Source organism: Gilliamella sp. CG13 (assembly GCF_046635805.1).
In the GTDB taxonomy this organism is placed as follows: Bacteria; Pseudomonadota; Gammaproteobacteria; order Enterobacterales; family Orbaceae; genus Gilliamella; species Gilliamella apicola_I.
In genome coordinates this window covers 213,221-234,928 of record NZ_JBIDFM010000002.1, presented here as the reverse complement: position 1 = coordinate 234,928, position 21,708 = coordinate 213,221, and the positions used below count along the sequence as shown (strand labels likewise).

19 protein-coding genes are annotated in these 21,708 nt (G+C 36.6%); 14 read left to right on the top strand and 5 right to left on the bottom strand.

Going from position 1 to position 21,708, the window contains the following annotated elements; translation table 11 throughout:
- Positions 1-20: 20 nt before the first annotated feature.
- Positions 21-827, top strand: a complete 807-nt coding sequence (gene nudC, locus ACGH6R_RS05050; RefSeq protein WP_267352368.1) for an NAD(+) diphosphatase — start codon at positions 21-23, stop codon at positions 825-827.
- Between the two features lie 74 nt (positions 828-901).
- On the opposite strand, the gene ACGH6R_RS05045 is transcribed toward nudC, so the two are convergent.
- A complete protein-coding gene (locus tag ACGH6R_RS05045) occupies positions 902-1,672 on the bottom strand; it encodes a transposase (protein WP_411589933.1) in 771 nt (256 codons plus the stop codon).
- A gap of 312 nt (positions 1,673-1,984) precedes the next feature.
- Complete coding sequence (hemB, locus tag ACGH6R_RS05040) at positions 1,985-2,995, bottom strand: porphobilinogen synthase (RefSeq protein WP_411599065.1); 1,011 nt, start codon at positions 2,993-2,995, stop codon at positions 1,985-1,987.
- A gap of 189 nt (positions 2,996-3,184) precedes the next feature.
- Between hemB and rpsU the strand changes: the two genes are divergently transcribed.
- From rpsU to ribD, 13 genes are all read left to right on the top strand, one after another.
- Positions 3,185-3,400, top strand: a complete 216-nt coding sequence (rpsU, locus tag ACGH6R_RS05035; protein ID WP_034882800.1) for a 30S ribosomal protein S21 — start codon at positions 3,185-3,187, stop codon at positions 3,398-3,400.
- A 144-nt stretch (positions 3,401-3,544) separates the two neighbouring features.
- The gene (dnaG, locus tag ACGH6R_RS05030; protein WP_411599063.1) at positions 3,545-5,326 is read left to right on the top strand and encodes a DNA primase; all 1,782 of its coding nucleotides are present in this window, start codon (positions 3,545-3,547) and stop codon (positions 5,324-5,326) included.
- 84 nt (positions 5,327-5,410) lie between these two features.
- Positions 5,411-7,252, top strand: a complete 1,842-nt coding sequence (gene rpoD, locus ACGH6R_RS05025; protein ID WP_267352364.1) for an RNA polymerase sigma factor RpoD — start codon at positions 5,411-5,413, stop codon at positions 7,250-7,252.
- Positions 7,253-7,318: 66 nt separating this feature from the next.
- Positions 7,319-8,290 (top strand): bile acid:sodium symporter family protein, encoded by a 972-nt coding sequence (locus tag ACGH6R_RS05020; protein ID WP_411599061.1) that lies wholly within the window; start codon positions 7,319-7,321, stop codon positions 8,288-8,290.
- A 68-nt stretch (positions 8,291-8,358) separates the two neighbouring features.
- Positions 8,359-9,873: an inorganic phosphate transporter PitA gene (pitA, locus tag ACGH6R_RS05015; RefSeq protein WP_267352362.1), complete on the top strand. Its 1,515-nt coding sequence runs from the start codon at positions 8,359-8,361 to the stop codon at positions 9,871-9,873.
- A 66-nt stretch (positions 9,874-9,939) separates the two neighbouring features.
- Complete coding sequence (uspA, locus tag ACGH6R_RS05010; RefSeq protein WP_065558916.1) at positions 9,940-10,416, top strand: universal stress protein UspA; 477 nt, start codon at positions 9,940-9,942, stop codon at positions 10,414-10,416.
- A 166-nt stretch (positions 10,417-10,582) separates the two neighbouring features.
- A complete protein-coding gene (locus ACGH6R_RS05005; protein WP_267380884.1) occupies positions 10,583-11,332 on the top strand; it encodes an SDR family oxidoreductase in 750 nt (249 codons plus the stop codon).
- A gap of 124 nt (positions 11,333-11,456) precedes the next feature.
- On the top strand, positions 11,457-11,786 hold the full coding sequence (locus ACGH6R_RS05000) for a hypothetical protein (RefSeq protein WP_065558914.1): 330 nt from the start codon (positions 11,457-11,459) through the stop codon (positions 11,784-11,786).
- Positions 11,787-12,146: 360 nt separating this feature from the next.
- A complete protein-coding gene (gene thrA / locus ACGH6R_RS04995; protein WP_411599060.1) occupies positions 12,147-14,603 on the top strand; it encodes a bifunctional aspartate kinase/homoserine dehydrogenase I in 2,457 nt (818 codons plus the stop codon).
- A complete protein-coding gene (gene thrB, locus ACGH6R_RS04990) occupies positions 14,604-15,542 on the top strand; it encodes a homoserine kinase (protein WP_411599059.1) in 939 nt (312 codons plus the stop codon).
- A 121-nt stretch (positions 15,543-15,663) separates the two neighbouring features.
- On the top strand, positions 15,664-16,953 hold the full coding sequence (thrC, locus tag ACGH6R_RS04985; RefSeq protein WP_411599058.1) for a threonine synthase: 1,290 nt from the start codon (positions 15,664-15,666) through the stop codon (positions 16,951-16,953).
- A gap of 158 nt (positions 16,954-17,111) precedes the next feature.
- Positions 17,112-17,564, top strand: a complete 453-nt coding sequence (nrdR, locus tag ACGH6R_RS04980; protein WP_065558910.1) for a transcriptional regulator NrdR — start codon at positions 17,112-17,114, stop codon at positions 17,562-17,564.
- 8 nt (positions 17,565-17,572) lie between these two features.
- Positions 17,573-18,688: a bifunctional diaminohydroxyphosphoribosylaminopyrimidine deaminase/5-amino-6-(5-phosphoribosylamino)uracil reductase RibD gene (ribD, locus tag ACGH6R_RS04975; protein ID WP_411599057.1), complete on the top strand. Its 1,116-nt coding sequence runs from the start codon at positions 17,573-17,575 to the stop codon at positions 18,686-18,688.
- A gap of 173 nt (positions 18,689-18,861) precedes the next feature.
- Here ribD and ACGH6R_RS04970 read toward each other — a convergent pair whose 3' ends face one another.
- The 3 genes from ACGH6R_RS04970 to ACGH6R_RS04960 form a co-directional block, all read right to left on the bottom strand.
- Positions 18,862-19,296: a PTS sugar transporter subunit IIA gene (locus tag ACGH6R_RS04970; RefSeq protein WP_267361416.1), complete on the bottom strand. Its 435-nt coding sequence runs from the start codon at positions 19,294-19,296 to the stop codon at positions 18,862-18,864.
- Positions 19,297-19,359: 63 nt separating this feature from the next.
- Positions 19,360-20,772 (bottom strand): PTS fructose transporter subunit IIC, encoded by a 1,413-nt coding sequence (locus ACGH6R_RS04965; protein ID WP_411599056.1) that lies wholly within the window; start codon positions 20,770-20,772, stop codon positions 19,360-19,362.
- Positions 20,773-20,782: 10 nt separating this feature from the next.
- A complete protein-coding gene (locus tag ACGH6R_RS04960) occupies positions 20,783-21,703 on the bottom strand; it encodes a 1-phosphofructokinase family hexose kinase (protein ID WP_267352354.1) in 921 nt (306 codons plus the stop codon).
- Between the last annotated feature and the right edge of the window lie 5 nt (positions 21,704-21,708).

Genomic DNA, 21,708 nt, shown 5'->3' with positions numbered 1-21,708 from the left:
TTTTTGAGTATTAATTAATTATGAATATACAGCAACAATTACATTTAACCGGAGATGAAAAGGGATATTGGTTTGTTAGTCAAAATGGGCGTCTATGGTTACCGAATGGTAAAGTGCCGTTTGGACAAGCAAACGAACTGGGTTTTACTCAAGAGCTTGCACAACCAATCGGTGAATGGAATGGACAAACGGCTTGGCTTATTTGCAAGCAAATGAAAAACTCTATGAGTTCTATTCGATCTTTGCTTACCTATGAAGCCGATCAATCATTATTCCATATGGCAGGGCGAGCAGTTCAATTATCTGAATTTTATCGTTCTCACAAGTATTGTGGCTATTGTGGAAGCAAGATGTATATCAGTAAGACGGAATGGTGTTGTATGTGTGATAACTGTAAAGAGCGTTATTATCCACAAATCTCACCTTCTATCATTGTTGCTATTCGAGACAAAAATAAAATTTTACTTGCAAAGCATGTTCGTCATAATCAGGATGATTTATATACTGTCTTGGCGGGATTTACTGAAATTGGCGAAACAATGGAAATGGCCGTTAAGCGAGAAGTTTTCGAAGAATCCAAGATACAAATAAAAAATATCCGTTATGTGGCATCACAACCGTGGCCATTCCCTAATTCGCTAATGATGGCGTATTTAGCTGATTATGACAGCGGAGAGATACAAATAGATAAAAACGAATTAGTTGATGCTGGTTGGTATCATTATTCCAATCTTCCTAAAATCCCAGAATATGGCACAATAGCAAGACGGTTAATCGAAGATACTATTGCGCTATGTCGTGATTACGATAAATTTGGTGAAGATTAAAGTTGTTTTATCTGTTTAATGAATATTTTTAAGTTTAAACGTTTTCATTTTGTTTTCTTAAAAATATTCATATTTTAGTGACGGCTACACCATACCGCTAATGCATTACAATCCCAGTTTTTCATCATGTCACACCATGCAGAACGCCAACGTCTGACAGTGTTACTGCTAAAATTCATCTTTTTTTCGATTTGTAAATTATTTTCACCTGATACTAATAAATCGATAAATTGTAACCATAAGTCTGCTCTAGGTAATTTATTTAATTGGGTATCACCTAAAATATTAAAACTTTGTCGGCAACGTTTACATCGATAGCATGTTCGTGTTCCGACTTTGATTGTTTCTGATGATCCACAATGGAGACAAGTAGGCGTTTTTTCATTGAGTAATGCCATTATTTTGGTGTTTATGACTTGATGTTGTTCTTCTAAGGTTGTGGTGATTTTGGCTTGTTTATTATCGGTATACCACCTGTATAAACAAGTATAATTTATTTTTAAATATTGAATGATTGCATGATCACGTCGTATAACTTTTTCAAGTGAACATGCTAATTTTTTGGCAATATATTGATAGCTTTTATTTTTTATACGGTAAGTGAATATTATTTCTAACCAATTAAATGGTGTCAAACGATTGAAAGGAGTATTCGTCGCCGCGGTAGAATACTTATTGCATGCTTTACAACGATAAGTGTTGGTCGGGTTTGTCCGAATCAAATAAAAATCGCTTTTACCACAAAATGGACATGCTTCAAAACGTTGCAGAGTTATTCTTCTTAAGTTATGAAGAAAATTATTAAGATCATTGTGTAATTCAGATGGAACTAATTCATAAATCATTTATTACTCCCTAATCACTTGCTATCACAAATATTATCAGATATTTAGCTTAACAAGTAGGTGAGCTAACACTTTTTTACATTATTCTGATTTGTAAATTTTGAAGTTTTTTTAAGAAATTTTTTCTCGATATTGAAATTTTAAGAAAACTAAATTAATGGACGATTAACAATTAAGATGATTTTAAAATCTAGATATTTTATAATAGGTTAACTAATTTTATGTTTACCAAAATCTTAAATAAAGAGGCGGGTAAAAATCGACATGCAAATCTATGCATGTCAATTTTATAAATGGTTAAAATTAATTTTGTTAAGTGTTATTTAACCATTCGGCGACTTGTTTAGAGAAATAGCTTAATATGCCATCAGCACCGGCTCGTTTAAAGCAAAGTAATGATTCCATAATTGCTGATTTTTCATCTAACCAATTATTTTCAATTGCTGCTTTTAACATGGCATATTCCCCAGATACTTGATAGGCAAAAGTCGGAACGGCAAAGGTGTCTTTCACTCGGCGAATAATATCAAGATAAGGCATGCCGGGTTTTACCATGACCATATCAGCACCTTCACTTAAATCTTGATAAATTTCTTGCAAGGCTTCATCGCTATTCGATGGGTCAAGTTGATAAGTTTTTTTATTTCCACCTTTTATATTTTTAGCTGAGCCGACTGCATCTCGGAAAGGGCCATAAAAACTCGAGGCATATTTGGCGGAATAAGCCATTATTTGCGTATTATGAAAACCTTGGGCTTCGAGTTCGTCACGAATTGCGCCAATGCGTCCATCCATCATATCGCTTGGTGCGATAACATCAACACCAGCATGAGCTTGCATCAAGGCTTGTTTAACAAGTGTTTCGACAGAAACATCATTTAGAACATAACCATGTTCATTAATAATACCGTCTTGTCCATGCGTCGTATAAGGATCAAGTGCTACATCGGTTAATATGCCAAGCTCAGGAAATTCTTTTTTTAATGCACGTACGGCTTTTGGGACTAAACCATTTTCATTATAAGCTTCTTCTGCAAGAAGCGATTTTTTTTCAGGTTCAATAGCGGGAAATAAAGATAAAACCGGAATGCTTAATCGAACAATTTGTTCGGCTTCTTTCAATAACACATCAATGCTCATTCTGTTTACACCTGGCATAGATGCAACCGGTTGAGTAATCTGATTTCCTTCAACAATAAAAACCGGATAAATCAGGTCATTAACACTTAAATTATTTTCGGCAATTAGACGTCGGCTAAAATCTTGTGCCCGATTACGTCTGAGTCGGCGCTTAGGATATTGACCTGTAATAAATGGTGACATAAAAGCTCCTGCTTATTTTTTCTTATTAAAATTAGAGTAATTATCTGATGCCAAAAGCTGTTTAGCAAATTAATTTGCTGTATTAGAATAAATCAAATTTTTACTTTACAACATACGTTGATTAGAGGTAAAATTGCGCACTAATTTTTAGTCCTTTGTGATATTAACCAATTTTGAGGTGAGAGGCACATGCCAGTAATTAAAGTACGTGAAAATGAACCTTTCGATGTAGCATTACGTCGTTTTAAACGTTCTTGCGAAAAAGCAGGAGTTTTAGCTGAAGTTCGTAACCGTGAATTTTACGAAAAACCAACGACAATTCGTAAACGCGCTAAAGCAGCGGCTGTTAAACGTCATGCTAAGAAATTAGAAAGAGAAAACGCTCGTCGCACTCGTTTATATTAATATTTTTGCGATTATTTATACTTAAAATTTAAATTGATATAAAAATCAATTTGTTATATTTTTAATATAAAGAATTCTTACAAGCCGTACACAAGGTACGGCTTGTTGTCTTTCTAAAATGCCAATATTGGTTGAACGTTCATTATGAAAGGTCAAATTCCTCGCGATTTTATTTTAGAACTGATTGCTCGATCTAGCATTCTAGATGTGATCAGTAAACGTGTTAAAATGAAAAAACAGGGAAATAACTATTTTGGTTGTTGTCCTTTTCATGATGAAAAAACGGCTTCTTTTTCGCTTAACGAAAAAAAACAGATCTATTATTGCTTTGGCTGTGGTGCAACGGGTTCTGTCGTCACTTTCTTGATGCAATATGAACGTTTATCATTTCCAGAAGCTATTGAAGAGCTAGCCAATATGCAAGGGATCCGTGTCCCTTATGTCGATAGCGCAAACAAGCAAATAGACCAATCCAAACATATTGAATCTCGAAATATTCGCCGAGATTTATATACGTTAATGGCTAAAATTACCCATTTTTATCAGCAACAATTAGCCCAACCAACATCAACAGATGCCAATCAATACCTTGAACAACGCGGATTGAATGCCGAAATTATCAATCGGTATAAAATTGGTTTTGCGCCAAATGAATGGCGATTAACCTTACAAAACGTGGTTAAAAGCAAAGCAGAAGCCGAGCTTTATAATCAAGCTGGTATGTTAGTCACGAATGATAATGGTAACCAATATGACCGCTTTCGTGGTCGAATTATGTTCCCGATTCGTGACAGACAAGGTAATGTGATTGCCTTTGGTGGGCGAACGATCATCAATGATAATGCGAAATATATCAATTCACCCGAAACGCCTATTTTTCATAAGGGGTTTCAGTTGTATGGTCTTTATGAAGCACAAGAAGTGAATCGTAATCCTAAACAACTGATGGTGGTTGAAGGATATATGGATGTTGTCTCGCTTGCCCAATTTGGGATAGATTATGCAGTTGCGGCACTTGGTACAGCGACATCTGAAGAGCATATTAAGCTGTTATTTAGAGCAACAGATTCTGTCCTATTTTGTTATGACGGCGATAATGCTGGGCGTAGTGCAGCATGGCGAGCACTCAATGTTTTATTACCTTGCTTAATTGACGGTAAAGAGATAACTTTTGCTTTTTTACCACAAGATGAAGATCCGGATAGTTTGGTTCGAAAAATAGGTAAAGATGGATTTGAGTCCTATTTACAAAGGGCACCAAATTTATCTAAGTTTTTATTTGATGAACTTTTGAAACAAGTTGATTTAAAAACGCCTGAAGGAAAATCTAAATTAAGTTCACTCGCTTTACCTTTAATTGATCAAGTAAAAGCAAAAGCATTCCGTTTAAACTTGTTGCAACAATTAGGTAAATATTTGGGTTTACTTGATGTGTCTCAGCTTGAGCAATTTTTGCGTGCAAGTCGCACTAAAAACGATACAACCACGGTGGTTAATACGCCTGTGTCTCAGGTAAAACTTACTACTATGCGTATTTTAATCGGCTTATTAATTCAGTACCCTTATCTTGCTAAGCTAGTCACCGATATTAAAGCTATCAGTCAAGTGAAAATGGCGGGGATTGAAATTTTTATTGAACTACTTGAATTATGCCAACATTACCCAAATATAACTACTGCACAGATCTTAACTGAATATATTGATAAACCGTTTTATAAGCAACTAAATCGGTTAGCAATATGGGAGCACCATTATCAAGACAATCAAATAGAGTCAATTTTTTCGCATACGTTAAAAGAGTTATATGATAATATACTCGCCCAACGGCAAGATGAACTGATCGCAAAAGAGAGAGTCTCCGGCTTAAGTACCGCAGAGAAAAAAGAATTAGCGACACTTATACTTGTTTTATCGAAAAAAGACTAAATATTGGGTATATGTAGAACCAAATTTTACCGCGTTTTACATATATAATATACATGACCGAACAACTTTAATGTGGATACCTTTATGGAGCAAAATTCTCAATCACAGCTTAAACTCCTAATCATTCGAGGTAAGGAGTTAGGATATTTAACCTATGCTGATGTCAACGATCACTTGCCTGAAGAGATTATTGATTCAGATCAGATTGAAGATATAATCCAAATGATTAATGACATGGGGATTCAAGTGCTTGAAGAAGCCCCAGATTCTGATGATTTATTACTTTCAGATAATGTCCCTGATGAAGAAGCCGTTGAAGCAGCAACGGCATTGGTATTATCAAATGTTGAGTCAGAAATTGGTAGAACAACCGATCCCGTCCGTATGTATATGCGTGAAATGGGGGCAGTTGAACTACTAACTCGTGAAGGCGAAATTGATATAGCCAAACGTATTGAAGATGGGATTAACCAAGTTCAAACGTCGGTATCAGAATATCCAGAAGCAATTACATATCTTTTAGAACAATATAATTTAACCGAAAGTGGTGAGGTACGATTATCCGACCTAATCACTGGTTTTGTTGATCCTAATGCTGAAGGATCAGGTGATGCACTTCCTGAAGATTTGGAAGATAGTGAAGCTGACATCGAACTTGATGACAGTGATGATGAAAGCGAAGATGAAGATAGCGATTCTTCAGCAGACGATGATGTCTCTATCGATCCTGAAGTTGCACGTGCTAAATTTGCTGAATTAAAAGAGCAACACGATAAAACATCAGAAGCGATCAAAAAATACGGACGAGCTCACAAAAAAGCACAAAAAGAGATCGAAAATTTATCTGAAATATTTAAGCAATTTCGTTTAGTTGGTAAACAGTTCGACATTCTAGTCAACAATATGCGAAGCATGATGGATCGTGTAAGAGCACATGAACGTGTCATTATGAAGATTTGTGTCGAACAAAGTAAAATGCCGAAAAAACAGTTTATGACCTATTTTACGGGTAATGAAAATAACATGAACTGGTTTACTAAAGCATCAAGCTCAAAAGGGGCTTTTGCCGCTAATTTAAAAGAGTTTGAAGAGCAAGTTGCTGCACAAATTGAATCGCTTCAAAAAATTGAAACGGAAACTAATCTTTCTATCGAACAGATTAAAGATATTAATCGTCGTATGTCTATTGGTGAGGCAAAAGCTCGTCGTGCCAAGAAAGAAATGGTTGAAGCAAACTTACGTTTAGTGATTTCTATTGCTAAAAAATATACAAACCGTGGTTTACAGTTCTTAGATCTTATCCAAGAAGGTAATATTGGTTTGATGAAAGCAGTTGATAAGTTTGAATATCGTCGTGGTTATAAATTTTCAACCTATGCAACTTGGTGGATCAGACAAGCGATTACTCGTTCGATTGCGGATCAGGCAAGAACTATCCGTATTCCAGTACATATGATTGAAACGATTAATAAATTGAATCGTATTTCACGTCAAATGTTACAAGAAATCGGTCGTGAACCTACGCCAGAAGAGTTGTCAGAGCGCATGCAAATGCCTGAAGACAAAATACGTAAAGTACTTAAGATTGCCAAAGAACCAATCTCAATGGAAACCCCAGTCGGTGATGATGAAGATTCACATTTAGGGGACTTTATCGAGGATACGGCTCTTGAGCAACCATTAGATGCGGCAACATCTGAAAGTTTACGTAGCGCAACACGTGATATTCTTTCTGGATTAACCCCACGTGAAGCAAAAGTTTTACGTATGCGGTTTGGTATTGATATGAATACCGATCATACGCTTGAAGAAGTTGGTAAACAGTTTGATGTAACACGTGAACGTATTCGTCAAATTGAAGCCAAAGCACTGCGTAAATTGCGTCATCCTAGCCGTTCAGACGTGTTACGTAGCTTTTTAGAATAGTATTTTTTTATTTGTAACTATATCGCCACAATTGTGGCGATTTTTTTAACGTGTAAACTGTTAATTATGAATATATTACAACGTTTTAAGATAGATCCATTTTTATTAATTCTGATTTGCGTTGTGCTGACTGCTAGCTTGTTTCCTTGTAAAGGTGAAACCAAAACTGCATTCGAACATTTGACCACCTTCGCCATTGGTTTACTGTTTTTTATGCATGGTGCAAAACTTTCTTTTCAAGCAATCGTTGTTGGCATTAAAAATTGGCGATTACATTTGCTGATTTTTATCACCACTTTTGTGGTTTTTCCGATTTTGGGCGTCATGATGCAATTATTGGTGCCAACTTTCCTCTCTGAAAATCTTTATTTAGGATTTGTCTACCTTTGCGTTCTACCTGCCACCGTTCAATCCGCTATAGCTTTCACATCAATTGCAAAAGGTAATGTCGCTGCGGCCATTTGTAGTGCTTCAGCATCCACTTTATTAGGTGTCTTTATCACGCCTGTATTAGTTGGTTTATTGATGCATACACAGGCTGTTGCATCCATGAATATCATGGATGCCATTAGCTCAATTATGCTCAAATTAATGTTACCCTTTATTATTGGTCATTTATCCAGACGGTATATTGGCAAATGGGTAGACAAATATAAAAATATCATTTCTAAAACGGATCGTTTATCTATTCTTTTAGTGGTTTATGTGGCATTTAGTGACGCTGTCGTAAATGGAATTTGGTCTCAAGTTGGCGTGTTATCGCTATTTAGTGTCATCTTTTTTTCTATTTTATTATTAATTCTTGTATTATTGTTCACTACTTATAGCGCAAGATTATTGGGCTTTAATAAAGAAGATGAAATCACCATTGTATTTTGTGGGTCAAAAAAGAGTCTTGCTAGTGGTATTCCTATGGCAAGTGTTATTTTTCCTATCTCGATTATGGGAATAATGATTTTACCTTTAATGATTTTTCACCAAATTCAATTGATGATTTGTGCCTTTTTAGCCGCTCGTTATGCGAAGCGAAAAATATAAAAATTATTTTGCTCATTGCCTTATTCTCAAGGATAATAGAGCCGCCATTAACTACAGAAAGATATATTATGTTTCATCTATTTGCTGATTTAGAATTTTCAACAATTATATTATTAGTCTTTGCATTGCTTTTTGTTCTTTTTTACGAAGCAATTAATGGATTTCATGACACAGCTAATGCTGTGGCAACTGTTATTTATACAAGAGCATTGAAAGAACAACTCGCTGTTTTTATGGCTGGCGTGTTTAATTTTTTTGGTGTACTTTTGGGTGGGTTAAGTGTTGCTTACGCAATCGTTCACCTTTTACCAACCGATTTATTACTCAATGTTAGTTCAGCGCATGGACTGGCAATGGTTTTTTCAATTTTATTTGCTGCCATTATTTGGAATTTAGGGACATGGTATGTCGGTATTCCTGCATCAAGTTCGCACACCTTAATTGGTTCAATTATTGGGGTTGCGCTTGCTAACGCATTTATCATGGATACTTCAATTATTGAAGCGCTTAATATTCCTAAAATGATTCAAATTTTCCTGTCATTAATTGTTTCCCCTCTGGTTGGGTTAATCATTGCGGGTTTAATGATATTTTTATTGCGTAAATATTGGACTCGTAAAGGTCAAAGTAAAAAAAGCAGTAAAAAAAGAGAACGTATTTTTATGACGCCAGAACAGCGTGAAAAGCTCTATGGTAAAAAGAAACCTCCTTTTTGGATCCGTATCATGTTAATTATATCAGCAGCAGGTGTTAGCTTTTCACATGGTGCGAATGATGGGCAAAAAGGGATTGGTTTGTTAATGTTAGTTTTAATGGGAATTGCACCAGCAGGCTTTATTGTGAATATGAGTGCATCTACTTATGACATCACTAATACGCGTAATGCAATTCACAATATTGAAGAGTATTTTGTTTCACATCAAAAAGATTTAACCAGCGTAATTGGTCATCAACCAGCTATCGATTCAACAATTCCAACAACCGATATTAATCAATATCACTGCGACTACTCTCGTTCATTTATGACGATCGGTATTGCTAATTCATTATTTAATAAACTTAATGATTATGAAGCATTAACGGTCGATCAACGTTCACAAGCAAGACGTATTTTACTTTGTTTATCCGATACCGTATCGCATGTTGCAAAACAACCTAATGTTTCCACCGAAGATAAACAATATTTAAAATCTTTAAATAATGATTTACTCAAAACCGTTGAGTATGCACCTGTTTGGATTATTATTGCTGTTGCCTCAGCACTGGCATTAGGCACTATGATTGGTTGGCGACGTGTTGCAATCACCATTGGTGAAAAGATTGGTAAAAAAGGGATGACTTATGCACAAGGTGTGTCAGCGCAAATTACAACCGCATTATCAATTGGTATCGCCAGTTATACAGGAATGCCTGTATCAACAACACAGGTTCTTTCTTCATCGGTTGCCGGTACCATGATTGTTGATGGTGGTGGGGTACAAAGCAAAACGATAAAAAATATTGCATTAACTTGGATTTTAACATTGCCAATTTCAATTTTGCTATCTGGATCACTTTTTTGGCTTGCTCAAAAATTAATTTAGTAGTAAAAAAGAAGATATTAATTTTACTTTTAATCTGAGCGCCAAAAAAGAAAGGAGTAAAGAACAATGGCTTATAAACATATATTAGTCGCAGTGGATTTATCACCTGAAAGTGAAGTGCTTGTTGAAAAAGCGGTATCGATGGCAAGACCTTATAATGCTCAAGTCTCATTGATTCATGTTGGTATTAATTATTCTGATCTTTACACAGGTTTAGTTGATATTAATATGAATGATATGAAGGATAAAATTACCGAAGATGCCCATATTGCTTTAAATAAATTAGCCGATGATGCTGGTTATCCTATTGCTCATACATTATCAGGTAATGGGGAGTTTGGTCAGGTATTGATTGAAGCTATTCATGAATTCAACGTCGATCTTGTTGTATGTGGTCATCATCAAGATTTCTGGAGTAAATTAATGTCTTCCGCTCGTCAACTTATCAATAATACGCATATTGATACTTTGATTGTTCCATTAAAAGATGAAGAACCCGCTGAACAAACCGCCAAAGGAAAAGTTAATGATCAACCCGCTTAAATAGCGGGTTTTTTATTCTTTACACGTTACTGTAAAGAATACTTCCTATTCTTATTTCTTAAGTTAGATGAGTGTAACATGACTACTTTGCCATTTTTTGATAAGGCATGTTGACGCTTTCAGGGCTATACTCAAAGGTATAAATTAATCAATAAGGAGATTTACGATGAATATTGCATTAGTGACAGGGGCATCTTCAGGTTTTGGTCAAGCAACGTGTCGTAAGTTGATTGCTGATGGTTACAAAGTTATCGGAACTGCTAGGCGAGAAGATAAATTAAAAAGTCTTGCCAGCGAACTGGGGTGCAATTTTTTACCATTGGTTTTAGATGTGACCAAAAATGATGCGGTAGAATCCCTATTGTTACAACTTCCTAAAGAATTTCAACCCATTGATATCCTCATTAATAATGCTGGCTTGGCGTTAGGGATGGAACCTGCCTATCAAGCTAATTATGACGATTGGGAAACCATGATTGAAACAAATATTATTGGGTTAGTGCATTTAACTCATCAAATCTTACCGGGAATGGTTGAACGTAATTTTGGTTATATCATTAATCTTGGATCGGTTGCGGGGAGTTATGCCTATAAAGGTGGTAATGTGTACGGTGCATCTAAAGCTTTTGTAAAACAATTTAGTGCCAATTTACGAACAGATCTACTGGGTAAAAAAATTAGAGTGACCAATATTGAACCGGGATTATGTGGCGGAACTGAATTTTCTAATGTGCGATTTCATGGTAATAATGAACAAGCCGCTGCTGTTTATAAAGGTGTGGATTATATTACACCTGACGATATTGCCAATACCATTTCATGGTTAGTCAATACACCACCACATTTTAATGTGACTTCGATTGAAATTATGCCTGTGGCTCAAGCTCAAGCAGGATTATCAGTATTTAAAGAGTAAAACAAAATAAATTAATTGTTTTTTAGAATAGTAAAAAATTAAGTTTAGTAAACAAAATAGACTTGCACTTAAGCTAATGGATTGCTATTCTTTTATCCTATAATTTTGATTAAGGTTTATGGCAATGACTTTCTCTGAAGTAACAAAAACATTTGCGACAAGTTTGCCGGGCACAGATAGTTATGTCAAACTGCGTAAAGCTATGCGCTCATTAATTCAAGACGATCCAAAAAATGCTGCCGTGTATTTTTTGATTTTTGGGTTTGCGCGAACTTATGTCATGTTGTATGAAGATCAGGAAGTATCACCCCAGTTTGCCGAAGATAATCAAAAATTGATGTTATCGTATTTAAATATCCTTGATGAAGCATTGAAAAAACAAGATGCACAAAGCATATATCAAGCATTGAACAAAGTGGTTAATGAATACGAAAATAGCAAAAAAGTATTTTGATATAGCAGCCCGACATGAAAATGTCGGGCTGTTTTATTTTGTATAGCAATAAAAACAGAGTAGGGAATATCATGAACATAATAATGACAATCACAGGCATTATTATCACCTTAGGCACCATTATGCGATCTAGGGCGGGTTGATATTTTTCTAAAAAATATAAGAAAACCCGCCAAAAAAGGCGGGTTTTTATTTTGTATTGAAGATATGAGGTTCAAAATTTCTTATAAGATGAAACGACTTCAGGCAAGATAAGAAAAAAATCTTATTTAACTGCAATGAGTTTTTATCAGACGTTTTGGCTCAATGGTATTTTGGATGGTCAATGACATAACTTAGGATAGTAAGGGTGGGTGTGATATGAAAGTATTAAAATTTGGAGGAACATCTGTCGCTAATGCAGAACGTTTTTTGCGAGTAGCAGAAATTATTGAGAATAATGCTAAACAAGAGCAAACAGCGACAGTATTATCGGCGCCGGCAAAAATCACTAACCATTTAGTAGCGATGGTTGAGAAAACGGTTGATGGGCAAGATATTAAAAATAACCTTTATGAAGCGGAAAAAATCTTTGCGGATTTGTTAGAAGGTCTTTCAAAAGCACAACCAAATTTTGCTTACGAAGCCATGAAACATTTTGCATTAAATGAGTTAAATCATATCAAACAGCTACTTGAAGGTATTCGTTTATTAGGACAATGCCCCGATAGCATCAATGCTTCTATCATTTGTCGAGGTGAAAAACTCTCTATTGCCATTATGCAAGCTCTGCTTAAAGCAAAAGGGCATTTCGTCACGGTTATTGATCCAGTGGCAATGTTAATTGCAGAAGGTGACTACTTGGAATCAACGGTTGATATTGCTCAATCCACACATCGAATTAGTGATATGCATATCCCTGAAGACCATATAATATTGATGCCTGGTTTTACCGCCGGAAATGATAAAGGGGAACTCGTTGTGCTTGGGCGTAATGGCTCTGACTATTCCGCTTCCGTGTTAGCGGCTTGTTTACAAGCTAGTTGTTGCGAGATTTGGACGGATGTCGATGGCGTTTATACTTGTGATCCTCGTATTGTACCGGATGCTAAATTACTCAAGACTATGTCTTATCAAGAAGCCATGGAGCTATCTTATTTTGGTGCCAAAGTGCTTCATCCAAGAACTATTTTACCTATTGCTCAGTTCCAAATACCTTGTCTCATCAAAAATACCAATAATCCTGATGCGCCGGGAACATTGATCGGTGCCAATGTCGTTGACTCAACAACACCAGTAAAAGGCATAACTAATCTCAATAACATGGCTATGATTAATGTATCTGGCCCTGGTTTGAAAGGAATGGTCGGCATGTCGGCACGGGTCTTTGCTGCCATGTCTTATGCCGGTATTTCGGTAGTACTCATTACGCAATCTTCATCTGAATATAGTATTAGCTTTTGTATTCCTCAAACAGAATTATATCGAGCTCAAGAAGCATTAAATGATGAATTTTATTTAGAATTAAAAGATGGATTACTGGAGCCGATTGAAGTAATTGATAAGCTTGCTATTATCTCGGTGGTTGGTGATGGTATGCGCACGCTACGAGGTCTATCAGCTAATTTCTTTACTGCTTTGGCGCGAGCTAATATTAATATTGTGGCTATTGCTCAAGGTTCATCTGAACGCTCAATTTCGGTTGTTGTGGATAATGATGTCGCCGTAATGGGGGTGCGTGTTACTCATCAAATGCTATTTGGCACCGACAAAATGTTAGATGTCTTTGTCGTTGGTGTAGGTGGTGTAGGGGGAGCACTGGTTGATCAGATAGGACGCCAACAAAAATGGCTTAAAAATAAACAGATTGATCTGCGGGTCTGCGGTCTGTTTAATTCTAAACACAGTTTATTAAATCGTGATGGCATTGATCTAAAAAATTGGCGAGAACAGATTAAACAATCTGACATTCCTTATACCTTAGAAAGCATAATTGAATTTGCTAAAAATAATCGTCTTCTCAATCCAATTTTGGTTGATTGTACTTCTAGTAGTGAAGTGGCTGATAAATATGCAGACTTTTTAGCCAATGGTTTCCATGTGGTTACCCCTAATAAGAAAGCGAATACCAGTTCAATGGCTTATTATTTACGTTTACGACAAGAAGCTGAAAAAAGTAAACGTAAGTTCCAATATGATACCAATGTGGGGGCAGGGTTACCCGTTATTGAAAATCTACAAAATTTACTCAATGCCGGTGATGAACTCATTAAATTTTCGGGTATTTTGTCGGGTTCGCTTTCTTTTATTTTCGGTAAACTCGATGAAGGCATGTCGTTATCAGAGGCGACGAAGCTAGCAAAAGAGAAAGGCTTTACTGAACCCGATCCAAGAGATGATTTATCAGGGACAGATGTTGCTCGAAAACTATTAATCTTAGCCCGTGAAGCAGGATTACAACTTGAGTTAGATCAGATAAAAGTGGAATCGGTGTTACCCAAAGAATATGCGCAAGGAAGTATCGAAAAGTTTATGACAAAATTACCGCAACTGGATGCTGAATTTAAAGCAAAATCCGAAAAAGCGATACAAGAAGGCAAAGTATTGCGTTATGTAGGCAGCATTGAGGGCGGACAATGTAGTGTTAAAATTGAAGCCGTCGATAGTGAAGACCCACTTTATAAAGTTAAAAATGGTGAAAATGCTTTAGCATTTTATACTCGCTACTATCAGCCAATCCCATTAGTCTTGCGAGGTTATGGAGCAGGTAATGATGTCACTGCAGCGGGTGTGTTTGCCGATATTTTGCGTACAACTTCAGGAAAAATCGGAGGTTAAATGACACATCAATCCATAACAGTTTATGCTCCTGCATCAATGGCGAATATCAGTGTTGGATTTGATATTTTAGGTGCAGCGATTAGCCCAATAAGTGGAACGATGCTGGGTGATTGTATCACTGTTGAATCATCAACAGAATTTAAACTGGTTAGTAAAGGTCAGTTTGTTAAAAAATTGCCACGAGACCCTAAATACAACATTGTATATCAATGTTGGCAGCGTTTTTGTAAAGCAATGGGTAAAACGTTACCGGTTAGTATCACACTTGAAAAAAATATGCCTATTGGTTCAGGTTTAGGGTCAAGTGCGTGTTCAGTCGTGGGTGCGTTTGTTGCCTTAAATGAGTATTTTGGTCAACCTTTTAATCAAATTGAAATGCTTAAAATGATGGGTGAACTGGAAGGACGAATTTCTGGTAGTGTGCATTATGATAACGTTGCGCCTTGCTATTTAGGTGGCATACAACTGATTCTAGATGAAATGGGCATAATCAGTGAATCTATTCCTCATTTTGAAGATTGGTATTGGGTTATGGCTTATCCGGGAATCAAAGTCTCAACAGCTGAAGCACGGGCTATTTTACCTGCACAATATCAAAAATCAGATTGTGTCGCTCATGGTCGTTATGTAGGAGGTTTTGTGCATGCCTGTTATACCCAGCAATCTAAATTAGCCGCTGCCATGCTGATCGATAATATTGCTGAACCTTATCGCAAACAGTTGTTACCAAACTTTGATGAAACACAGCAACGTGTAAAACAACTTGGTGCATTAGCTTCAGGCATTTCAGGTTCTGGACCAACCATGTTTGTTATTGCGGATAAATTAGAGACTGCGCAGCAAATCGAACTACTTCTTAAAAGTCGCTATTTACAAAATAGTGATGGGTTTACGCATATTTGTAAAATTGATCAACAAGGGGCAAGAGTAATTTAAGTTTATCCATTTTTGAAACGTGAGTTAAACTTAAACCTATTCTAATTTATGACTGACTAAACGCTAAAAAGGTTGTCAAAAAGTGTAACCAATTAAAGCATAAAGATTATCGGAAAATATCATGAAATTGTATAATTTAAAAGATCACGCTCAGCAAGTTAGCTTTGCTCAGGCCGTTAAGCAAGGATTAGGACGAAACCAAGGGCTTTTTTTTCCAGAAATATTGCCAAAATTTTCTGCAAACGAAATTGAATCATTATTAAAACTCGATTTTGTAACGCGAAGTGCCAAAATCTTATCCGCATTTATTGGCGATGAAATCAGTCATCAAGATATGCAACGTTTAGTTAATAATGCCTTTCAATTTCCTGCGCCAGTCACAGCAGTTGAAAATGATATTGGTACTTTAGAGTTATATCACGGCCCAACACTTGCCTTTAAAGATTTTGGTGGGCGCTTTATGGCGCAAGCATTAGTTCAAGTTGCTGCCGATGATAAAATCACTATTTTAACGGCAACGTCGGGTGATACTGGTGCTGCCGTTGCCCATGCTTTCTATCATCTACCTAATATTCGGGTGGTAATTTTATATCCACAAGGAAAAATCAGCCCTCTACAAGAAAAACTCTTTTGTACATTGGGCGATAATATTCATACTATTGCTATTCAAAGTGATTTTGATGCCTGCCAAGCTTTGGTTAAAAAAGCCTTTGATGATGAAGAGTTAAAGACAGCAATTGGTTTAAATTCAGCAAATTCAATTAATATTAGCCGGTTACTCGCCCAAATTTGTTACTATTTTGAAGCCTATGCCCAGCTCACGTCAAAGCAACGAGAACAGTTGGTCATTTCGGTGCCAAGTGGTAATTTTGGTGACTTAACTGCCGGATTATTAGCCAAGACGATGGGGTTACCGATCAAACGCTTTATAGCCGCGACTAATGCTAATGATACCGTTCCTCGTTATTTAGAGACGGGCAAATGGGAACCTCATCCTACTATTGCCACGCTATCTAATGCAATGGATGTGAGCCAACCTAATAACTGGCCACGTATAGAAGAAATTTATCACCGTGAAGGTTGGGTTTTAAAAACACTTGGACATGCCGCTATTTCCGATGAAGTTTCTAAACAAGCCGTTCGTGAACTGGATAAAAAAGGTTATTTATCTGAACCGCATGGCGCTATTGCTTATCGTGCGCTTCGTGACCAACTGCAAACCGGTGAATATGGATTATTTTTAGGTACTGCACACCCTGCAAAATTCAAAGAAGTGGTTGAAGATATTTTGGGGCGAACCATTCCATTACCTAAAGCATTAGCTGAGCGTGCAGATATGCCGTTACTTTCGCATAATATGCCTGATGATTTTGTCAAATTACGTGATTTTTTGATTCAGTTAGATTGGTAATTCGCTTTCCGTCGCTGAATTGGCGACGGTCTGTTTGGCTGGATATTTAAGTGTTCAGGCTAATTTTCAAAAACAAATTGACTTTATTAAGGTAAACCTTGTTTAAATTAACATTTTCAGATATTGTAATGTATATTATGTCATTATAGAGATGTTTTATGTACTGTCCGTTTTGTAATGCTGAAGATACTAAAGTCATTGATTCTCGTTTGGTTGGAGAAGGCTACCAAGTCCGTCGCCGTCGTCAATGTGTGGAGTGTAATGAACGTTTTACCACATTTGAAGTTGCTGAATTAATCATGCCTAATGTCATCAAAAGCAATAAAGTTCGTGAACCATTTAACGAAGAAAAGCTCCGTAATGGCATTAAGCGTGCACTTGAAAAGCGTCCTGTTAGTTTTGATGCTATTGAAGATGCCATTACACGTATTAAGTCTAAACTGAGAGCAACGGGTGAGCGAGAAGTTCCTGCAAAATTAATTGGTGACTATGTCATAGAGGAGCTTAAAAATTTAGACAAAATTGCTTATATTCGTTTTGCTTCTGTCTATTTTAGTTTTGATGATATTGAACAATTTAGTAATGAAATTGCTAAATTACAACAAAAATAATTAATAATATGACAACAATTTCTGATCAAGATCACGTTTACATGCATCAAGCGATTGAGCTTGCAAAACTGGGTCGTTTCACGACAACGCCTAATCCTAATGTCGGGTGTGTCATCGTTAAAGATAATCAAGTTATTGGTACTGGTTATCATCAAAAAGCGGGTCAACCACATGCAGAAGTTTATGCCCTACAAATGGCGGGACAACAAGCAAAAGGTGCAACCGCTTATGTTACTTTAGAGCCTTGTAGTCATTTTGGTCGAACGCCACCTTGTGCCGATGCATTAATTCAATCAGGGGTTAGACGTGTCGTTATCGCCATGCAAGATCCCAACCCTAATGTTGCAGGTAAGGGCATTAAACGTTTACAAGATGCAGGTATTGAGGTAACCCTAGGGATTTTAGCTGACCAAGCGGAAGCGATTAATAAAGGTTTTTTAAAACGCATGCGCACAGGCTTACCTTTTGTCCAACTGAAACTGGCGGCTTCGTTAGACGGAAAAATTGCCATGGCATCGGGTGAAAGCAAGTGGATAACTTCAAACAAGGCAAGAGAAGATGTACAACAGTTTCGTGCTCAAGCCAGTTGTATTTTAAGTACTCGGGCGACGGTACAAGCAGATAATGCAAGTTTAACGGTTAGATATAATGAATTGCCGGATGACGTACAAAAAATATATTCATTAGAAGATGTTAGACAACCAATTCGAGTCATTATCGACAGTCAAGATGAGTTAACAGGAACTGAAAATATTTTTAATCAATCTGGTGAAACATGGGTGATACGAAAAAACGATACTCCCATAGAAAAGCCAAATATCAAAATAATTATTGAACCAACGCATTGCAAGCAAATAGATTTATCTAAATTATTTTCGCTATTGGCTGAAAAACAGATGAATACGGTTTGGGTTGAAGCTGGCGCTCATCTGGCAGGTGCATTAATTGAACAAGATTTAGTGGATGAACTTGTTATCTATTATGCCCCTAAATTATTGGGACATAATGCGTTAAATATGTGTATATTGCCCAATCTGCAAAAACTTGCATTCGCACCACAATTTCACTTTGAGTCAGTTGAAATGATTGACGAAGATTTGAGAGTTATTCTTAAACGAAAATAGTCTTCATTTCCAATATTCATTTAAATATGTTTACAAAGATGCAAGTTATAGTGACTATTTGCAAGTCTGATAAATGCAAATTTATGGAACTCAATAGTTATCACAATTCCACTAGATTGTGATTATCTCCTATGAGCTAAGGTGATCCACACTCATAGGAGGATAAATATTAATTACCCTTGTAAAATAGCCAATAACTCTTCGGGAGTTTGAACGGCATGTATGCGTGCTAAGGTATTTTCAGCAATCACCGCTCGAGTAAGTTGACGCAGTATATTTAGATGCTCATTAGCTTTTGCTGCAATGCCTACGACAACATAAGCAATATTATCATCTTCATCCCAGTGAATGCCTTTCGGAAAATAGATAATCTTCAAACCTGTTTTTAATACGCTATCACGTTTATCGGTGGTACCATGAGGAATGGCAATACCATTACCTAAAAAAGTCGATATTTGCGCATCTCTATCATACATTGCTTGAGTATAGTCATTGGTGACTAAATTGGATGCTATCATACTTTCAGCGACTAACTTAATGGCTTCTTGTTTGGAATAGTTACCATTTAAAATCGAGATATCATTGATTGATAAGGTTAAATTATTCATATGGTGTTCCTGTTTAAAATTTATCCTGAATAATTGTTTAATGTCTAACTAATTGTTAATTAATTAACGCATTGTTATCGATTTTGATTTTCTTTTCTCATGCATACGCAGTAAACCCAGTAACACAGCGCCAACCAGCGCACCAATAAAAATGCAAGCTACCCATAAAAATGGTTTATTTACCAGTGGCAGTACTAAAAAGCCGCCATGTGGAGCAGGCACTTGAATCTGGCATAGAAATGTCAATACGGATGCAATGGCAGACGATAACATCATGATTGGAATGACGCGCAAAGGATCTTTTGCCGCAAATGGAATTGCGCCTTCGGTAATATGTGTGGAACCGAGAACATAATTGACAATACCCGCAGCACGTTCTTCTTCTGTAAAGGCTTTTTGACGGAAAATGGTCGTCGAAAAGGCGATAACAAAAGGCGGTGCAATGCAAGCAGCTGAAACCCCAGCCATAAAATAGTAATTTCCTTCACCCAATAACATAGTACCTGTTACATAAGCTGCTTTATTAATAGGGCCACCAAAATCAAAGGAACACATAGCGCCAATGACAATACCGAGTAAAATTGGATTAGTATGTTGTAATGAACCAAGCCATACAGCCATTGTGTTATTCGCTATGGCGATGGGTTTACCGAGATAATACATCCCTGCACCAATAACAAATACACCGATTAATGGCATAATAAAAATTGATTTCAGTCCTTCGAAAGAGCGAGGTAGATGATCTAACCATTTTTTGAGATACAGCATCAGATAACCAGCAGCAAATCCAGCGAGAATACCGCCTAAAAAACCTGCTCCAGTAGCCGTAGCCATTAATCCACCTACAAAACCAGCAACCATCCCTTGCTTACCTGCAATGGAATGGGCTATAAAAGCGGTGAAAATAGGCACCATAATGTCAAATGCTTTTCCACCGATTTGTTTAAGCATTGCTGCAAATTCATTATATTGTTCATTATTAGGATCTGCGGAATAAATACCCCATAAAAATGATAAAGCTATGAGTACACCACCAGCGACAACGAAAGGCAGCATGTTTGACACACCACTCATTAAGTGTTTATAGAGCTGGCGTCCAATCGATTCTTTGACTTCCACTTGGTTTAAACTCGCATTATTAACACTATTCTGTACGCCTTTACGAATAGGAACCGTCCCTGAAGTAATCTGCTCTATTAATGCTACAGCTTTGTGTATACCCTCTTTAACGGGAACTTCAATAACAGGTAAACCATTAAAGCGATCAGGATTAACATCTTTATCTGCCGCAATAATCACTCCAATGGCATTTGCCATATCAGCTTCGGTAATTGCATTATCAACACCACTTGCACCATTGGTTTCTACTTTAATTTCAATTCCTGCTTTTTGCGCAGCTGATTTTAGCGCTTCTTCTGCCATATAGGTATGTGCGATACCGGTTGGGCAGCCTGTTACAGCAAGTATCTTCTTCATAACGCCCCCTTTATTTAATTTGGGTAACTACAAGTTTCTCCATATAGGTACTGATTTTATCGAGTAGACCTAATCCATCTGATTCTGCAACATTAGCCCCTGTTGCAGAGGCTTTTTTCATTGCTTTTTCAACGTGTTCTTGTGTTGGTAGCCATTCACTAAGAAATGCAGCAAGTGACGCATCGCCTGCACAAGCAGAACTGATCAAATTGATTGGTACGGCATTACAAAACCAAACATGCTGACCATCTGAAAAGTAAAGACCTTTTTCCCCCATAGTTAATAAAATATTTTGAGCACCAAGTGAATGTACCGTTGATAACGATGCAATGACTTGTTCCGTTGTTTGGGTTTCTAATCCAAAAATGTCTTTCAGTTCATCATTATTGGGTTTGATTAATAGCGGTTTATAAGTAAGTAATTGAGCGAGTTTAGGATGACTAATATCTAAAATAACTTGAATATTTTTGGTTTGGCATATATCTAAAACAGATTGATAATATTCAGGCTCGATGTTTTTAGGTAGGCTACCACTGATGACTAAATAGCTATTGTGATCGAGAGAATCAATGATGTTTAGCATTTCAGCTTTCTTTTTATCTGGCACAAAAGGCCCTTTCCCCACTAACTTATATTCATTTTGTCCATCATTAATAAAAACGTTAATGCGAGTGATATCATCGATAAAACAAGGTTTGATTTCAATCTGCATTTTGGTGAGTTCATCAATAATATATTTTCCTGAAAATCCACCAAAAAAGCCCAATGCACATGTCGATTTATTAAATTTTTTCAAAACAATTGAAACGTTAACAGCTTTACCATTGGGACTATATTCTGTATGTGAAGTACGATTCACTGCATTGGGATTAAGACCTTGGCAACGGATATTCATATCAATTGCCGTATTAAGTGTTAAAGTATAGATCATAGGAT